The 15,655-nt window shown below is 67.9% G+C and carries 18 protein-coding genes and 2 pseudogenes; 13 read left to right on the top strand and 7 right to left on the bottom strand.

The window, feature by feature from the left end:
• Positions 1-378 precede the first annotated feature (378 nt).
• Positions 379-1,365, bottom strand: a complete 987-nt coding sequence (locus ACKTSN_RS43725; RefSeq protein ID WP_409474130.1) for an IS630 family transposase — start codon at positions 1,363-1,365, stop codon at positions 379-381.
• 48 nt (positions 1,366-1,413) lie between these two features.
• Between ACKTSN_RS43725 and ACKTSN_RS43720 the strand changes: the two genes are divergently transcribed.
• Both ACKTSN_RS43720 and ACKTSN_RS43715 read left to right on the top strand, forming a co-directional pair.
• Positions 1,414-1,743, top strand: a complete 330-nt coding sequence (locus tag ACKTSN_RS43720; RefSeq protein ID WP_409470352.1) for a hypothetical protein — start codon at positions 1,414-1,416, stop codon at positions 1,741-1,743.
• A 93-nt stretch (positions 1,744-1,836) separates the two neighbouring features.
• On the top strand, positions 1,837-3,099 hold the full coding sequence (locus ACKTSN_RS43715; RefSeq protein WP_409467247.1) for an IS701 family transposase: 1,263 nt from the start codon (positions 1,837-1,839) through the stop codon (positions 3,097-3,099).
• A gap of 120 nt (positions 3,100-3,219) precedes the next feature.
• Here ACKTSN_RS43715 and ACKTSN_RS43710 read toward each other — a convergent pair whose 3' ends face one another.
• From ACKTSN_RS43710 to ACKTSN_RS43700, 3 genes and pseudogenes are all read right to left on the bottom strand, one after another.
• On the bottom strand, positions 3,220-3,342 hold the full coding sequence (locus tag ACKTSN_RS43710; RefSeq protein ID WP_409475137.1) for a hypothetical protein: 123 nt from the start codon (positions 3,340-3,342) through the stop codon (positions 3,220-3,222).
• The gene (locus ACKTSN_RS43705) at positions 3,339-3,827 is read right to left on the bottom strand and encodes a low temperature requirement protein A (protein ID WP_409474129.1); all 489 of its coding nucleotides are present in this window, start codon (positions 3,825-3,827) and stop codon (positions 3,339-3,341) included. Before ACKTSN_RS43705 ends, ACKTSN_RS43710 begins: the two co-directional genes overlap by 4 nt.
• Before the next feature lie 22 nt (positions 3,828-3,849).
• Positions 3,850-4,278, bottom strand: a pseudogene (locus ACKTSN_RS43700) (low temperature requirement protein A); the annotation flags it as partial.
• 699 nt (positions 4,279-4,977) lie between these two features.
• Between ACKTSN_RS43700 and ACKTSN_RS43695 the strand changes: the two are divergent.
• The 4 genes from ACKTSN_RS43695 (at position 4,978) to ACKTSN_RS43680 (ending at position 7,470) form a co-directional block, all read left to right on the top strand.
• Positions 4,978-5,394: a GlcG/HbpS family heme-binding protein gene (locus ACKTSN_RS43695; protein ID WP_365710407.1), complete on the top strand. Its 417-nt coding sequence runs from the start codon at positions 4,978-4,980 to the stop codon at positions 5,392-5,394.
• A gap of 116 nt (positions 5,395-5,510) precedes the next feature.
• On the top strand, positions 5,511-6,317 hold the full coding sequence (locus ACKTSN_RS43690; RefSeq protein WP_409474128.1) for an SDR family oxidoreductase: 807 nt from the start codon (positions 5,511-5,513) through the stop codon (positions 6,315-6,317).
• Positions 6,318-6,377: 60 nt separating this feature from the next.
• Positions 6,378-6,968 carry a hypothetical protein gene (locus ACKTSN_RS43685; RefSeq protein ID WP_409474127.1) on the top strand — a complete coding sequence of 197 codons (591 nt, stop codon included), beginning with the start codon at positions 6,378-6,380 and terminating at the stop codon, positions 6,966-6,968.
• Positions 6,969-7,053: 85 nt separating this feature from the next.
• Positions 7,054-7,470 (top strand): SsgA family sporulation/cell division regulator, encoded by a 417-nt coding sequence (locus tag ACKTSN_RS43680; protein WP_409474126.1) that lies wholly within the window; start codon positions 7,054-7,056, stop codon positions 7,468-7,470.
• Positions 7,471-7,652: 182 nt separating this feature from the next.
• Here ACKTSN_RS43680 and ACKTSN_RS43675 read toward each other — a convergent pair whose 3' ends face one another.
• Positions 7,653-7,985, bottom strand: coding sequence for a hypothetical protein (locus ACKTSN_RS43675; RefSeq protein ID WP_409474125.1), 333 nt, complete (start codon positions 7,983-7,985; stop codon positions 7,653-7,655).
• A gap of 247 nt (positions 7,986-8,232) precedes the next feature.
• Here ACKTSN_RS43675 and ACKTSN_RS43670 point away from each other — a divergent pair, with 247 nt between their 5' ends.
• A complete protein-coding gene (locus ACKTSN_RS43670; RefSeq protein ID WP_409474124.1) occupies positions 8,233-8,712 on the top strand; it encodes a Dps family protein in 480 nt (159 codons plus the stop codon).
• A gap of 133 nt (positions 8,713-8,845) precedes the next feature.
• Here the strand turns inward: ACKTSN_RS43670 and ACKTSN_RS43665 are convergent, their stop codons facing one another.
• Both ACKTSN_RS43665 and ACKTSN_RS43660 read right to left on the bottom strand, forming a co-directional pair.
• Positions 8,846-9,913 (bottom strand): IS110 family transposase, encoded by a 1,068-nt coding sequence (locus tag ACKTSN_RS43665; protein WP_409474123.1) that lies wholly within the window; start codon positions 9,911-9,913, stop codon positions 8,846-8,848.
• A 312-nt stretch (positions 9,914-10,225) separates the two neighbouring features.
• Positions 10,226-11,605, bottom strand: coding sequence for an IS1380 family transposase (locus ACKTSN_RS43660; protein ID WP_409474122.1), 1,380 nt, complete (start codon positions 11,603-11,605; stop codon positions 10,226-10,228).
• Between the two features lie 231 nt (positions 11,606-11,836).
• On the opposite strand from ACKTSN_RS43660, the pseudogene ACKTSN_RS43655 reads away from it, so the two are divergent.
• The 6 genes and pseudogenes from ACKTSN_RS43655 to ACKTSN_RS43630 form a co-directional block, all read left to right on the top strand.
• Positions 11,837-12,136, top strand: a pseudogene (locus tag ACKTSN_RS43655) (XdhC family protein); the annotation flags it as partial.
• 136 nt (positions 12,137-12,272) lie between these two features.
• A complete protein-coding gene (locus ACKTSN_RS43650) occupies positions 12,273-12,728 on the top strand; it encodes an SsgA family sporulation/cell division regulator (RefSeq protein ID WP_409474121.1) in 456 nt (151 codons plus the stop codon).
• Between the two features lie 68 nt (positions 12,729-12,796).
• Positions 12,797-13,657: an aldo/keto reductase gene (locus tag ACKTSN_RS43645; protein WP_409474120.1), complete on the top strand. Its 861-nt coding sequence runs from the start codon at positions 12,797-12,799 to the stop codon at positions 13,655-13,657.
• Between the two features lie 33 nt (positions 13,658-13,690).
• Entirely contained in the window at positions 13,691-14,539 is an 849-nt protein-coding gene (locus ACKTSN_RS43640; protein ID WP_409474119.1) for an oxidoreductase, read from the top strand.
• A 42-nt stretch (positions 14,540-14,581) separates the two neighbouring features.
• Positions 14,582-15,400, top strand: coding sequence for an SDR family NAD(P)-dependent oxidoreductase (locus tag ACKTSN_RS43635; RefSeq protein ID WP_409474118.1), 819 nt, complete (start codon positions 14,582-14,584; stop codon positions 15,398-15,400).
• A 29-nt stretch (positions 15,401-15,429) separates the two neighbouring features.
• Positions 15,430-15,600 (top strand): hypothetical protein, encoded by a 171-nt coding sequence (locus tag ACKTSN_RS43630; protein WP_409474117.1) that lies wholly within the window; start codon positions 15,430-15,432, stop codon positions 15,598-15,600.
• Positions 15,601-15,655: the final 55 nt, after the last annotated feature.

The raw sequence follows: 15,655 nt of genomic DNA, 5'->3' as shown, positions 1-15,655 counted from the left end.
CGGTTGGCTTACCAGGTCAGAATTGCATTGCCTGGACTCCATCGGGGTTGTCACGTTCCGCATGAGAGAGATGCTGCCGGTGAGGGGGCCCTCTGCACCCCGGGGACGGCGGTGCACTCCCGACTGGCCAGATTTCCCCAGTCGGCGCCTGCCGATTTCCAGCGGCCAGTCCCTATCTCTCGCTGAAACGACCCATCGGCGAGAGTGCTCATGACGAGGCATCATCAAGGGTTCATTCGCATTCACCCGTCCGGCATTTCCCAGCCTGTAACCCCCGGATGGAACGAGGATCCTTGGGCATTTCCCCAGGCTTCGCACCCCGCGATTACTCACGACGCACGCTGAGGCGGGAACGAGCCCTGTGCACTGGCTCGGGAGCTACACCTTCGACATCAGTCGATCCTCCTTCGGTGAGTCCGCTCTTCTCAAGCGGCTTTCGTGTCGCACGACCTGGTTGAGCCAGGAGGCGTGGGGTGGGGTCCAGTGGATGTGCCAGCGTTGGTGGGCCGCGAGCCACTCTTTGGTGTGCTTCGCGGTGTGGGAGGAGCCGTTGTCGAGAACCACGTGGATTTCCTTGTCGCGTGGCAGGAGCCGGTCGAGGCGGTCCAGGAAGGCGGTGAAGGTTGCGGCGTTGTTGCGTTCTATGGTCTCGATCAGGGTCTGTCCGGTGGTGACCTCCAGCGCGGCGACGATCGAGGCGGTGCCGTGGCGTCGGTACTCGAACTCGTGCCGGGCCGCTCGGCCTGGTCGGACGTGCTGTGAGGGGTAGCGGCGCTCGCGGGCTTGGATCGCGGTCTTCTCGTCGATGGACAGCACGATCGCCCCGGTCGGCGGGTTGCGGTACAGCTCGCAAATGTCCTTGACCCGCTCCCAGAAGTCGGGGGTGTCGCGGCGTGTGAGCCAGCCGCGCACCTTGTGCGGCTTGAGGTCCAGGTCGGCCAGGATCCGGCCGACCTGGGAGGCGGAGATCGGTGCGAACACCGTGCCCGCGACCTGAGCGGCGATGGACACGTGGGTCCAGGTCGCGGCGGGGACGGGCGGGGCGCTGGTGGCCGCGGCGACCACCGCGACGCGCACCAGGTCGTCGTAGCGGCGCGGTCGGCCCGAGCGAGCGGCGTCCTTGAGTCCCGCCAAACCCAGCCCGGCGAACCGCCCGCGCCACTTGCGGACCGTGTGCACGCTCACCGCCAGCCGACGTGCGATCGCCGCGTTGCCCACTCCGTCGGCTGCCGCCAGCACGATCCTGGCCCGAAGCACCTGCCGCACCTGCGCTTTCGTCGAGGACACGATCCGCTCCAGCACGCCGCGCACCTCCTCGTCCACCACCACGGCCGCCGCCGCACACCGCCCCGAGCCCTCCGCCATGAGCAGTGATCATGGCGCAGGCGCCGGTCGGGGCGGCAGGATGGGGCTGTGCCGAAGAACCCACCCGAGTCCATGCAGCACCACCTGCGCCAGCGGCTGAACGCCCGCGCCAGCGAGCGCTGGCCGCAGCTCGCCCGGGTCCGAGTCCGCTTTCGAGCCGGATTCGCCTATGTGGACGGCGAGTTGAAGGACGGCGAACAGCTGCCGCTGTGCCGCCTGCGCTTCGCGGGCGTCCTGCACTCCTGGGGCTTCGCTCTCTACCTCGCCAGCCGAGGCGGCTACCAGGACAACGTGCTACCCAGCGGCCTCCCCGTCGGCAGCCCCGAGGAATGCCTGGACTGCGCCTGCGGCCTCTACCTCGACAGCCCGGCGGCCTGACCCCTCCACGAACTTCTGCGGAGCAGCACTAGTAGGGCTTTGTTAGGTACCCCGATTGATCATCGTCAGGTAGATTGTGATGTTCTGTCAGGTGTGACACCTGAGGAGATGGAGACGGTCCGCCCGCGCCTGGAGGCGTTCGCGGCGGAGATGCTCGGTTCGCTGGCGCGTCGGGACCAGCGGGCCAAGGGCGAGCTGTATCTGCGCGGGCTGATGCTGGACGGCAAGCGCAAGTCCATGCAGCCGATGGCCGAGCGCCTGGGCGTGGACCACCAGCAGCTGCAGCAGTTCGTCTCATCGTCCACCTGGGACTACTCCAAGGTCCGTGAGCGGCTGGCCCGTTGGGCTGCCGCGCACATTTCTCCCGAGGCGTACGCGATCGATGATGTCGGCTTCCCCAAGGACGGCTACGACTCACCGGGGGTGGCGCGGATGTACTGCGGCGCCCTGGGTAAGCGCGGCAACTGCCAGGTCGGCGTCAGTGTGAACCTGGTCAGTGACCGTGCGTCATCGGCTGTCGACTGGCGCCTGTTCCTGCCCGAGAGCTGGGACGACACCAAGTACGGCGAGGACGCGCTGATGGCCGAGGCGATCCGGCGCCGCCGCGCCAAGGCGGGAATCCCGGACACCGAGCGGCACCGGGAGAAGTGGCGCCTGGCGCTGGACATGCTCGACGAGGTGCGCGACAACTGGGAGTTGCCCGACCTTCCGGTCGCCGCCGACGCCGGATACGGCGACGCCACCGGCTTTCGCGAGGGCCTGACCGAGCGCGGCCTGACCTACGCGGTCGCGGTCAAAGCCACCACGACCGCGCACCCCGGCAATGCCACACCCCAACGCCCGCCGTACTCCGGGCAGGGCCGCCCTCCCGTGTCCGCCTACCCCCAACCGCACACCACCCTGCGCGCCCTGGCCCTGGCCGTCGGCCGAGCGGCCACCCGCACCGTCACCTGGCGCCAGGGCAGCAAGGCCACCAGACGCAACCCGAACGCCGAGATGCGCTCGCAGTTCCTGGCCCTGCGGGTCCGACCGGCCAACCGCACCATCCGCCGCGCCGCCGACGGCTCCCTGCCCGACTGCTGGCTGCTCGTCGAGTGGCCACCCGACTCCGCCGAGCCAACCGACTACTGGCTCTCGACGCTTCCCGCCGACACCCCACTGCGCGAACTGGTACGAATCGCCAAGATCCGATGGCGAGTTGAGCACGACTACCGCGAGCTCAAGGACGGTCTGGGCCTGGACCACTTCGAGGGCCGCAACTACCTCGGCTGGCACCGCCACGTCACCCTCGCGTCCCTCGCCCAGGCCTTCTGCACCATGCTCAGGCTCGACCCAAAAGCCCCTGCGCCGGCCTGACCCTCTACGCGGTCCTCCGCGAACTCCAGGCCCTCCTGGCCACCTGGACCGGCGCCTGCTCGATATGCGGCCAACCCGCACCAGCACCCGAACCCCACCACAGGACCTAACAAAGCCCTACTAGATAGTGAAGTCCCATGCCTCGGCCTGGGACTGCTTCAGCAGCTTCTCGACGAACTCCGGCACCACGTTGCGGAACTTGCCCGTGTCGCTGGGCACGATCCGCACCATCGCGTCGATCATCTCGGTGGGGTCGAGGCGGCCTTCATCTCCGCTGTTCCGCAGCCCAGCCACCACCGGTTTGCGTGCCCGTCGAAGTGGTGGATGGCGTCGCTGATCCCGGCCGCGACCAGGATGATGCCGGTGATCGTCACCAGGTGCGCGCCGGTGAACGCGTAGTAGGCGAGTGTCTGGCGACGGTGCTCGGTGGCCTTCTCGAACTCCTCGTCGGCTCGCTCTTCGTCCCCGTCGAAGTACACCCACCACAGGCCCGAGGCCACGGCGATCCCCAACGCCAAGCCCAGCGCCAAGGGGGCATTCACCGGGTGGGTGGTCGACCCTTGGGTGCCGATTCCGATGGCGACCACCGATTTGCCCAGTACGACCAGCAGGAGCAGCGCATGCCGCTCCACGAAGTGATGCGGTTCGAGCACGAAGCCGCGAACGCGACCCAGCAAGGGCGAGAGATAGAGGACGGGCACAGCGGTGGCCAGCACACCCAGCCCCATGCTTCCGGAAGGTGCGGGCGACGAGTATGGGGACGCCGGCAGCGGCGTTGGACGGCATGTTGCGACGGATTGCCTGCCGAGCCGACGGGGCATCGGTCGTCAGGCAGACCAGCCCGTGGATGGCAATGACGGCCAGATACGCCAAGGGGAAGGCCCAGCCCTCGGGCGTGAAGGTGTAAGGCACATCCAGCCCCATGATGAAGAAGCCCGTCATCGCAAGCGTCAGCAGCAGGCGCACCTGCGCCGCGTCAGGTCTCACCGCGTTGGTGAGCCATCCGAACCCGCTGAACATCCACCACACGATGACCATCGGGAGCAGCGCCTTGAGGAGGCCCACCCACTCGGGATGGGTTCCCACCGCGTGGGTGACCTGAGTGACGAAGAAGACGAACACCAAGTCGAAGAAGAGCTCGCCGACGTCACACGGCCCTGGGTTCTCTCTGGAATCCACAGCCGTCTGGGAACGAGAGAGATCCCGGTCCGTTCGGTTCTTCTCACGAGCGGTTCGCTTTCCCTCATCGGTACGAGCGGACAGCCGTCCGCCGGGGCACCCGGTGGCGAATCCTGCGATCGAAAGAGGCGGCAGAAACGCCCACAGCGCGCCTGACCCTGCTCGCCGTGGCTGAGGGCAAAGGTCTCCTGGCAGTTGGCGGCATCCGGATTAACTGATCGTTTCTGCGTGGGATCGGCGTGCCGACCGGGTGCGAGCCAGGGGGGACCCCGCCCGTCCACGAACTGCGCGCCGCGGCCTCAAACGGCGGACCGGCGATCCGGCAGCACGGGGCGTCTGAGCCATCGTCCCAGCCCTGCTCCCGGCCGAGTCGGCAGCCGGGTGCGTTTGTCAACGGGCGTCGGATCGCCCGACATGACCCTGAAGCGGTCACCTCATCCCTTCCGGTAACCGCGTGCCGCTTGTGCCAATCGATACCTATGCGGGGGTCAAGTCTGCCTGCCCCGCCATGGGCACCATACCTAGGGGAACCGCTGACAGCCCGTTCCGGCATGGCCGGATGACGGATTACCCCCACGCCCGGCATGGTCAAACATGGATGTCGAAAGGGAACGCCGACCGGTTAGCGGAAATTCACGGCAAGCGCCTGAATAGCGAAAGTGGTCGGCAATGAAGACACCATGTAAGGAGCGGGTCGCAGTGCCTGACATTTCGACCGGAGAGGCCCAGCGGGTTCTCTCGGCCGGTGTGCGAAGGGCAGCGGAAATGGCGCTGCCTGTGAACATCGCGGTGTTCGATACCGGTGCGAACCTCAAGACCTTCGTTCGTATGGACGGTGCCCTGCTGGGTTCGGCCGACATCGCGATGGGGAAGGCGCGCACGTCGGCGCTGTTCCAGCTGGACTCCGAAGCGCTCTTCGAATACTGCAAGCCGGGCGGTACGTCGTTCGGCCTGGAGAACAGCAACGGCGGACTGGTGGTCTTCGCCGGCGGCAAGCCGATTCGCAACGCTGAGGGCGTGGTCGTCGGGGCCGTGGGTGTGTCCGGGGGGTCGGTCGCCCAGGATGCCGAGATCGCCCAGGCGGCGGCTGCCGCGCTCGCTGCCGCGTCGGCCTGAGTTTTCGTCCCGGCCTGAGCTTCCGCCCGGCTGGGGCGTGCGATGAACCGGTCCTACCGATCGGTTTCTGAAAAATCACCACATACAAAAAACCAAGTAAAGGAATGTGCATCATCATGAGCGGTAAGCGGATTCTGATCACGGGTGCCGGATCGGGTTTCGGTGAGGGTGCGGCCATCGGTCTGGCGAAGGAGGGTCACGACGTCATCGCCACGGCCCAGATCTACCCCCAGGTCGCGGCGCTCCGGCTGAAGGCCCGCGAGCTCGGTCTGGACAACCTGCGGGTCGAGAAGCTGGACGTCCTGGACCCGTACGATGTCGCGGCCGCGCTGAAGTGGGACATCGACGTGCTCTTCAGCAACGCCGGTATCGGTGAGGCCGGTCCGGTCAGCGAGATCCCCGTCGGGCTGCTGCGGAAGAACTTCGAGACGAACGTGTTCGCACCGCTCGAGCTCGCTCAGAAGTTCGCCCGCAAGTGGATCGACCAGGGTCGGCCGGGCAAGGTGGTTTTCACCTCCTCCATGGGCGGTCTGTTCACCCCGACCGGCTTCGGCCCCTACGTGTCGACCAAGCACGCGCTCGAGGCCCTCGCGGAGGCGCTCCGGGACGAGCTGCGCCCGCACAGCATCAAGGTGCAGACCGTCAACCCCGGCGCCTACCTGACCGGTTTCAACGAGACCATGGCCGAGACGGCCTTCAGGTGGCTCGACGACGACAAGAACTTCAACAAGCGTGCCGACGTGCAGGCCGGGTTCGACTCGCTGCTCGGCACCGATGAAGGTCGCCTCGACCCCCAGGAGATGATCGACGCGATGGTGCGGATCGTGCCCAGCGACACGGGCAAGTTCCGCAACGTGGTGCCGGGCTTTGTCGAGGACATGCTGAAGAAGAGCCAGACCGAGGCCTGGGACATCACCATCTAGCGCATCCATCACCTGGAGCCCTCCCATCCAGGGCTTCGGAGCACGTCAAGGAGAAAGATCATGAACCCCCCCCTCGCACGGCGCACCGCTACCGCGGCCGCCACTCTCGCCACCGCGATGGCCGCCCTCCTGGCCGTGGGCGGCACCGCCTCAGCCGCGCCGGGTTCGGCGGTTGACCGCGCGGCGATCGTCGCCCAGTCCTCGAACGGCGAGTACGGCGACCACCGCAACGACGATCGAGGCGACCGTGACCGCTACGACGGTCGGGACGGCCGCGGGGACCGCGACCGTGACCGCTACGACGGTCGGGACGGCCGCTGGGACCGCGACCGTGACCGCTACGACGGTCGGGACGGCCGCTGGGACCGCGACCGTGACCGCTACGACGGTCGGGACGGCCGCTGGGACCGCGACCGTGACCGCTACGACGGTCGGGACGGCCGCTGGGACCGCGACCGTGACCGCTACGACGGTCGGGACGGCCGCTGGGACGGACACCGCGCCTGGTACCGCGACGGCGGTGACTGGTACTGCAACGACCACGGCAAGCGGTACCGCTACGACGGGGACCGGTTCTACCTGCTGGTCCACGGTAGTTGGTACGTCGTGACCGGCGACGCCCACGGTTTCGACAAGGGCATCTTCCGCTGAGCCGGGCCTCCGCCGGGTGCACCGCCGCCGTGGCGCGGTGGTGCACCCGGCACCCCAGGCCCTCAAGGAGCAATGTGAGTGAGTCATGGCGATCCGCATAGACGAGCCGCTGTACATGGAACTCGTACTCACCGCCGAGGAGCGGATGACGGTGCCGACGCAGCTGTGCTACGAACCGCACGACCCGTTTGCCGTGTGCCTCGACTTCCATGTCGGCACCGACCTCTCGGCTCCTTGGTTCGTGGCCCGTGACCTGCTGGCGGAGGGGCTCTACCGGCCGACCGGGCATGGTGATGTGCGCGTCTGGCCGACGGGCTCCGGACCCGACGCTGAGCTGAACCTCGCCCTGTCCTCACCGCACGGGACTGCCCGGCTGATTGCTCCACTCCCCGTGGTGGCTCAGTTGCTGCGGCGTGCGTACCAGATGGTGCCGGCAGGTCGTGAGACGGAGAGGCTCGATTTGGACGCCGAACTGTCGCGGCTGTTGCACGGCATCACCTGACAGTGCTCGAGCGGACTCCACCGTCCTCGCCGTGCTCTCCGGTACCGCCGACGGCCTGCTATGCGCCTTTCACCTCGGCGCGATGACGGGCTGGGACGCGTCACCGCGATCGGGCCGGTATGAGGTGAACGGTCGTCGGCATCCCCGCCGACGGCCATCGTGAACCTCGGGTCGGCGCATCGTCACCGGTGGGCGGCGGTGACCTCCTCCGAGCGGGATGAGACGACGGTCCTCCCGTAACCCGGGTCGGCCGCCTCGTGGCGCCTGGTCAGGAACCGGTCCAGCAGGGTGCTCCCGAGCGCCGCCACCGCGAAGGCCGCACCGACCCACGCCGTGACCTCCAGTCCGAACCCCGCGTCGATGAGCAGGCCCCCCACCCAGGGGGCGACGGCGATACCGAGGTTGAAGGCGGCGATGTTGACGGCGCCGCCGAGCGTCCTGGTCTCGCCCAGGATGCCGAACACCCGGGAGTTCACGGCCGGGTTGATGAAGAAGCCTCTAGGTGTTCCGTCCACGGAGATCGCCCTGACGCGGATCTCCTCCGAGGCACCTTGAAACGGCTGAGGACCTTCTGGCGCGGTGCGGATTGCCACATCCGCAGCGGTGACCGGAAGGCCCTCATGCCGTCCCACCTGATGCCCTGCAGGGGGCACTTCCCACACTGGATGCCCGGATGGTGCATCCCGCCGCTGTCGACGCCGCGCCGGGTGCGCCTCCTGGGCTGTTGAACGGAGAGAGAGTGTGACAACCATAGGCTCGACCGTGACGAAAAGGCGGAGCGAGGACGACGTTCCGTTGATCACCGCGTCACCGGCCTTGGCCGGCGCCCTTCAGCAGGTGCTCGTCGATCTGATCGAGCTGCACCTGCAGGGCAAGCAGGCACACTGGAATGTCGTAGGTCGCAACTTCCGTGACCTGCATCTGCAACTCGACGACATCGTCGACACGGCCAGGGAGGCGGCCGATACGGTCGCCGAGCGCATACGCGCACTCGGCGCCGCCGTGGACGGACGTTCCGACATGGTCACCGCGACCACGACGCTTCCCGCCTTTCCCGGCGGAGAGCAGGACACGGCAACCGTGGCCTCCCTGCTCGACACCCGCCTCCGTGCTACAGCGGCGACGCTCAGGCAGGCACGTGACGAGGTGGACGCGGAAGATCCGCCGACCGCCGACCTCCTGCACGCGATCATCGACGACCTGGAAAAGCACGCCTGGATGATGCGGGCGGAGAACCGTTAACCTCGATCTTGCATGAGGGTCCGTCAGCTTGCTGACGGGCCCTTTCTGCTGGTTCGGGGCGGAGTTTTCTGGGGGTGGGCAGGTTGGCGACCCGGCTGATGCCCCTATGGATGTCAAGCGGCTGGTGCTGGTGTCACCGCGGTTCGCGGGTGATCGTCTGGTAGATCTCTCGTGCGATGTACCGTTTCAGGCAGCGGATGGCTTCTCGGCGGGTCTTGCCCTCGCTGATGCGTCGCTTCACGTAGTCGCGCGTGCGGGTGTCCCAGCGCAGGCGGGCCAGGACGATGGTGTAGAGCGCGGAGTTGGCCTGGCGGTCGCCGCCGCGGTTGAGCCTGCGGCGTTGTGTCTTGCCGGAGGATGCCTCCACCGGGCTGACGCCGCAGAGTGCGGCGAAGGACGCTTCGCTGCCCATCCGTTGTGGGTTGTCACCGGCCGCTATGAGCAACGCGGCAGCGGTGTCCGGGCCGACGCCGTAGTGCTCCAGGATTCTCGGTGCACGGGCGGCGATGGCGGTGGTGATCCGCGCCGTGAGGCCGTTGATCTCTTCGGTGAGATGCTGGATCCGTCGGGCCAGCAGCCGGAGTGTGTGCCGGGCCGCCGCTGCCGGGCCGATCCCGTCCACGGCCTCCAGCTCGGAGCACCGGCGGATGAGCTTGGGGTTGCTCAGCCCGGTCAGTGACTCGCGCAGAGCAGGATCCGCGGACACCAGGACGGCCTTGAGCTGGTTGATCGCCTGTGAGCGCGACTTGATCGCGGAGCCCTTGGCCATCTTGAACATCCGGATGGCCTCGACCGGCCCGTCGCTGGTCTTGGCGTTGGCAGTGGCCCGGCCGGACAGCACCGCTTGGGCGGCAGCTGCCGCGTCGATCGCGTCGGTCTTGCCGCGCCGGCGGCGGGTGGCCTTGTCCGGCTGGTTGACCTCGATGACAGTGATGCCTTCGCTGTGCAGGTAGCGTGTCAGCGCCGCGCCGTAGGAGCCGGTGCACTCGACGCCGGCCCGCTGGAGCTGCCCGAAGGCACGTGCCCAGGCCAGGAGTTGCCGGTAGCCCTCCTGGGTGGTCGGGAAGCTGCGGGTGTCCAGCATGGCCCCTGTCGTGGTGGTCACCGCGACGACGTGGGTGTCCTTGTGGGTGTCCACTCCGAGTACGACGTCCTCGGGCGGTTCGCCCGTGTGGTGACGGGTGCGGGTGGGCTGGGTCATGCTGGGCACGGTCGCCTGTCTCCTGAGCGCTTCGGGAACACCGGTGGCCGACGCCGGGCCGGTGTGGCGGTCAGGACTGTGACGGTGCCTGTCGCGAAGCCCCTGTCGGGACACGCCCACCGGTCCGGCGGCAGCAAGCGCCGCCTCCGGCATGGTCGACAGATCAGCACGCAGGGCACGAGGCCAGTCGCGTCGCGGGTCAGGCCACCGCCCGAGGCGGCACCCGATCATCCTCACAGTCGCGTCGGGTGGGCGCCGGCTTCCACGCTCCGGTGTGGTGGTGCGGTTCGTAGGGACAGGGAACGTTGCCGGTCAGCCGGGGTTCGGCAGTGTGGGCAGCCGGTTGAGGGCGTCTGTGATCACCTGGGGCCAGGGCCAGTGCGTCGCGAATTTCAGGTGTCGGCGGCGGGCTGTGGTGACGAGCTGGGCGGCGGTGGAGAACAGCCGTAGCCGCAGGCGGCGGGGTTCCCACAGCCGGGCTGTGCCGGTCAGCGCGAGCATCGGCATCCAGGCCAGCAGGCCCAGGGCGAGCTGGACGATCTCCAGCCAGATCCGGTTCTGTGCCGTGTCGTGCAGGGGCAGGTTGCGCAGGCCGGTGGCGCGGGCGGCGCGGATGCGGTCCTCGGCGCGGGCCCGCCGGCGGTGCCGTAGTTCCAGCTCGGCGATCGCCGCGTGGGTGGTGTTGGTGGCGAAGGTCAGCCGCATCCCGTCGGCGTCAGTGAAGCGCAACTGGGCGCCCGGATGCGGGCGTTCCTTGCGGACGATCAGCCGCATACCCTTCGGCCAGCCGGTCAGGCAGTCGCTGCCGGCGTCGATCTCGGCGACCCAGGCGCCGTCCCGGATCTCGCCGTCCGGCTCGACGGCCGGCGTCCACGCCGATACGGGAACCTGCAGGACGGCCTGGTGGATGGCGTCGGTGATGGTCATCCCGACCGAGTACGACAGCCACCTCCCGCGCGCCGCGAGCCAGGCCACGAACTCATGGGTACCACCACCGGAGTCGCAACGGATCAGCGTGTGCCGTCCGCGCCGGTACTTCTTCGGCAGCTGGGCCAGGGCCAGCCTCGCGGCCTCGATGTGGTCGGCGGCAGTGTTGGAACCGGCGTTCCCCGGCCGCAGCAGGCCCACGACCGGTTCCCCGGACCCGCCGCGGCCGTGGTCGACGAAGGCCATCAGCGGGTGGTGGCCGAACGTCCTCTTCCAGGTCGCGGCGGCATCCTGCTTGTCCGAGTGCGCGATCACGAGGACACCGTCCGGGTCCACGGTCACCTGTCCACCGGCAACCGGTGCCCTCTCACCGGCCAACTGCCAGATGTGTTCGCGGACTTCGGCGCGCGCCTGCCTGAGTGCGGCCAAGGCGCGTTTCCCGCTCGCTGCGAGTGTGTCGATCAGCCGGGACACCGTCGGATCGGAGGCCACCGGCCCGAACATCGCCGGCTCGGCCCGCAGCATCCCCACATCGGCCAGGCAGTCCCCGCCCAAAACGACCGCGAGCGCCACATCCAGCAGGATCTTGCCCGGATCGTGCACCGTCCGGGCCCTGCACCACGGTGCTGGAGCCGCGGATATCGCCGCATCCAGACCGGCCTTCCGGGCCGTCTCCACCAGCAGCACGGCCCCGGCCTGGGAGACCACCGAACGACCGCCGCCCTCGACGCGGACACGCGGGTAGGACCCGATACGCTTCTTCACCTGGGAAGTGCTTCTTTCCTCGCAGCCAACAGGACCCTCAGCAAGTCCTATCGTTGCAGGTCAGGAGCACTTCCCGTGCTTTTGATCAACCTTCGGACAGCCCCCCTCGCGAAAGCGCGAGGTTAAGGACGGCCTGGGAGAACACCCCATCCGACTTCATGCCGGCCCGGCGCAACCGGTGGTGCCTGCCAATCCACCCCGTTCGGCCCGCGGAAACGCGGTAAGCCACTGATACCGTTCCTGAAAGGGGCGCTGAAGCTGCCGGTTGCCCATATCGGGGCCATGGGTTCCCGGCGCACCCACGAGGTGCGCACGCGGCGCCTGCGCGAAGCAGGTGTGACAGATCAGGAACTGGCACGACTGCGTTCACCGATAGGCCTTGACCTCGGCGCGCGCACCCCTGAGGAGACGGCCCTGTCGATCGTGACCGAGCTCGTCGCCGATCGCCACGGCGGCTCGGGCCTGTCCCTGACAAGGACGCGCAGACCTGTTCATCGTGACATCGCGGCTGTCTCCTGTGGCGTCATGTGACAGATCCAGTGGGTCGCATTGGGAAACGGACCGACATGTTGGGCTTTACACATCTGGTCGGATGACCGATGTCCCCAGGACTGGTCCGCGCCATGGTTGTGGCAGTGCCACCGCATTCAGGAAAAAGGGAGGGGCCATGCCCGACAAACAACCGGAGAGCACGGCCGGCCGGCCGGCTCTCGATCACATCAGCTCGCTGCCGATGCGTGTCCATCGGATCCTGGGGCCGTCGACCCGTCTCCCGATGCGGGCCGCTTTCCATTACGACCCGGCCGATCCACTGACGGTGGACGTCTGTCTAAGTCCTCCCCACGGCCCAACCGTGACCTGGGTCATCTCGCGTGATCTGCTCTTCGAGGGCACACAGGGGCACACCGGCATGGGCGACGTAAGACTGTGGCCCTCGCCGACTCACCCCCGGCCCGTGATGTACATGCAGCTTGAATCGCGCGGCATGACGGCACTGTTCGAGGTGAGCCTGTCCACGCTGGAGGCGTGGCTGCTGAGCACCTACGACCTTGTGCCACCCGGTACGGAACTGGACGGGTTCGACTGGGACCTGTTCGTGGAGCGTCTGCTCGGCGATGCCTGAGCACCCCCTTGACTAGCGTTGCTGACCCCTCGCAGGATGAGGGGCACATTTCGGATATGGAGTTTGATATGACGACATTGACCGCCGCGGCGTCGGGATCGTTCACGATCGGCGCCGACCTGACGGTGAACCGCCTGGGATTCGGTTCGATGCGACTCACCGGCAAGGGGGTGTGGGGTGACCCGAAGGACCCGGACGAGGCGGTGCGTGTGCTGCGCCGCGCCGTTGAGCTGGGCGTGAACTTCATCGACACGGCCGACAGCTATGGGCCGTTCGTGGCCGAGCAGCTCATCAAGAAGGCGCTGCACCCGTACAGGGACGACCTCGTCATCGCCACGAAGGCGGGACTGAGCCGGCAGGGCCCGGACCTCTGGACCCCGCTCGGCCGCCCCGAGTACCTGCGTCAGCAGGCCGAGCTCAGCCTGCGGCACTTGGGGGTCGAGCGCATCGATCTCTTCCAGCTGCACCGCATCGACCCCACCGTGCCGCTCGAAGACCAGGTGGGCGAGCTGAAGAAGCTGCAGGACGAGGGGAAGATTCGCCATATCGGACTGTCCGAGGTCAGCATCGCCGACCTCCAGGCGGCGCAGAAGGTCGCGCCGATCGCGACCGTGCAGAACATGTACAACGTGGCCAACCGCTCGGCGGAGGAACTGCTCGACCATTCGACGGCCAACGGCATCGGTTTCATCCCGTGGTACCCGCTCGCGACCGGCGCCCTCGCGGCGCGCGGCGGCCCCCTCGCGAAGATCGCCGAGCGCACCGGACACACCCCCGGCCGGCTCGCCCTCGCCTGGCTGTTGAAGCGTTCGCCCGTCATGCTGCCGATCCCCGGCACCTCATCGGTCGCGCACCTGGAGGACAACATCGCGGCCGCGACCGTCCAGCTGTCCGATGAGGACTTCGAGGCGCTCGCCGCCGCGAACTGAAGCTCACCTGCCACTACCGCCAACGGAGAGAAGATGCCCCGTACGTTCCTCATCACCGGCGTGAGCAGCGGCCTCGGCCGCGCCTTCGCCACCGCCGCCCTCGAGGCCGGTCACGCCGTCGTCGGCACGGTTCGTGCCCCGGACCACGCCGCCGCCTTCGAGCAGATAGCCCCGGGACGCGCCCATGCCCGCGTGCTCGACGTCACCGACACCGATGCCATCGCGCCGACCGTCGCGGCGATCGAGGAAGAGGTCGGTCGCATCGACGTGCTCGTCAACAACGCCGGCTACGGGGTCGAGGGCACTTTCGAAGAGACCTCCCTCGACACCTTCCGCCGCCAGTTCGACGTCAACGTCTTCGGCGTCGTTGCGGTCACCCAAGCCGTCCTCCCCCGCATGCGGGAGCGCCGTGCGGGTCACATCCTGTTCGTGAGCTCCATGGGCGGTCTGCGCGCCTTCCCCGGCCTGGCCGCCTATCACGGCTCCAAGTTCGCCGTCGAGGGTATCGCCGCCACGCTCGCCCAGGAAGTTGCCCCGCTCGGCATTCATGTCACCGCCATCGAGCCCGGCTCCTTCCGCACCGACTGGGCCGGCCGCTCCATGCACCGCGTCGAGAGCACCATCGCCGACTACGACAAGATCTTCGCCGCGACCCGCGAACGCCGCCTCGCCATGAGCGGCCACCAGCTCGGCAACCCCGCCGAGGCCGGCCGCGCCCTGCTCGCCGTCGTCGAGGCCGAGAACCCGCCGACCCACCTCATCCTCGGCAGCGACGCGCTCCGGCTCGTCGCCGACGCCCGCTCCGCCTTCGACGCCGAGACAGCCGCGTGGAGCGAGCTGTCGAAGTCCACCGACTACCCCGACGGCGAACAGATCGCATGAGAGAACCGACAACGACCGGAGATTCGATTGAGAACACATGACATGACTGTGGTGCTCACCGGCGCGACCAGCGGCATCGGGCGAGCCGCCGCCCGTCTGCTGGCGCCGCAGGTGACCCGATTGATCCTCCATGGCCCGCAAAGGCCACAAGAAGTCACTGGGCAGCTGGAGGAGCTCCGCGCTGCCGGCTCAGGAGAGGTGCATTACGTACACGCTGACTTCGACAGCCTGGCCATGGTGCGCGCACTCGCCTCCGAGATCTCGAAGATCACGGATCGGGTCGATGTGCTCATCAACAACGCCGGCCGCCCGGGAGCACCGAGACGCCGGCTCAGTCACGACGGCAATGAAGCGACTCTCCAGACGAACTACCTGGCGGCCGTGCTGCTCACCGAACGTCTCACCCCGTTGCTCGTTGCATCCGGCGGCCGAGTAGTACATGTCGCTTCGGCGACCCATCTGTCCGCTTCGCTCGACCCGGACGACCTCAATCTCGAGCGCTCCCACTACAGCGCAACGACTGCGTACGCGCGCTCGAAGCTGGCCTTGGTGGCGCACGCTCGGTGGCTGGTTGAACAAGCGGCCCCGCCGCAGCCGGACACTGTAAGTCTCCACCCGGGAGTCATCAGCACCGAGCTCTTGCACGCCATGTTCGATATCGGCGGTGACTCGGTCGTGCACGGAGCGCACAACGTAGTGAATGCCGCCCTGTCCACCGGTAGGTGGGCCGGCCAGTACCTGGACGAGAGACGACCGGTCCAGCCGAACCCCATTACCCTCGACGCCGATTTCCGGCACCGGCTCGCACATCGCACCTTCGATCTCTTGCACCACTCCGGCAAAGCACCTGAAAAAGGCTGAAGTTCTCCCCTGAGGATGGAGGACATGCCATGTTTGGCATCACGAGCCCATTGCCGGAAGCCGACCGCAAGGTCATCGCCCAGGCCTTGCAGGGCGCCCTGGTGGACCTGCTGGATCTGTCGCTGACGGGCAAGCAGGTCCACTGGAGCCTGCACGGGCGACGCTTCGCTCCATTCATCTCCAGCCCGACAGGGTCGTGACGGGCGCCGGGGAGTTCTCCGACGCTGTCGCCGAGAGGGCCGCTGCGCTCGGCAT

It is taken from the genome of Streptomyces flavusporus (genome assembly GCF_046267975.1).
Classification (GTDB): Bacteria; Actinomycetota; Actinomycetes; order Streptomycetales; family Streptomycetaceae; genus Streptomyces; species Streptomyces flavusporus.
Note: the sequence above shows the minus strand (reverse complement) of the source record. Positions and strands in the feature narration are given on the sequence as shown.

Bases quoted from the DNA above. Each gene is read 5' to 3' on its own strand.
- ACKTSN_RS43705 (WP_409474129.1), bottom strand. From the start codon at position 3,827: ATGGGGCTGGGTGTGCTGGCCACCGCTGTGCCCGTCCTCTATCTCTCG.
- ACKTSN_RS43685 (WP_409474127.1), top strand. From the start codon at position 6,378: ATGAACCCCCCCCTCGCACGGCGCACCGCTACCGCGGCCGCCACTCTC.
- ACKTSN_RS43635 (WP_409474118.1), top strand. From the start codon at position 14,582: ATGACTGTGGTGCTCACCGGCGCGACCAGCGGCATCGGGCGAGCCGCC.
- ACKTSN_RS43665 (WP_409474123.1), bottom strand. From the start codon at position 9,913: ATGACCCAGCCCACCCGCACCCGTCACCACACGGGCGAACCGCCCGAG.
- ACKTSN_RS43640 (WP_409474119.1), top strand. From the start codon at position 13,691: ATGCCCCGTACGTTCCTCATCACCGGCGTGAGCAGCGGCCTCGGCCGC.
- ACKTSN_RS43650 (WP_409474121.1), top strand. From the start codon at position 12,273: ATGCCCGACAAACAACCGGAGAGCACGGCCGGCCGGCCGGCTCTCGAT.
- ACKTSN_RS43680 (WP_409474126.1), top strand. From the start codon at position 7,054: ATGGCGATCCGCATAGACGAGCCGCTGTACATGGAACTCGTACTCACC.
- ACKTSN_RS43725 (WP_409474130.1), bottom strand. From the start codon at position 1,365: ATGGCGGAGGGCTCGGGGCGGTGTGCGGCGGCGGCCGTGGTGGTGGAC.
- ACKTSN_RS43710 (WP_409475137.1), bottom strand. From the start codon at position 3,342: ATGATCGACGCGATGGTGCGGATCGTGCCCAGCGACACGGGCAAGTTC.
- ACKTSN_RS43630 (WP_409474117.1), top strand. From the start codon at position 15,430: ATGTTTGGCATCACGAGCCCATTGCCGGAAGCCGACCGCAAGGTCATC.
- ACKTSN_RS43690 (WP_409474128.1), top strand. From the start codon at position 5,511: ATGAGCGGTAAGCGGATTCTGATCACGGGTGCCGGATCGGGTTTCGGT.
- ACKTSN_RS43645 (WP_409474120.1), top strand. From the start codon at position 12,797: ATGACGACATTGACCGCCGCGGCGTCGGGATCGTTCACGATCGGCGCC.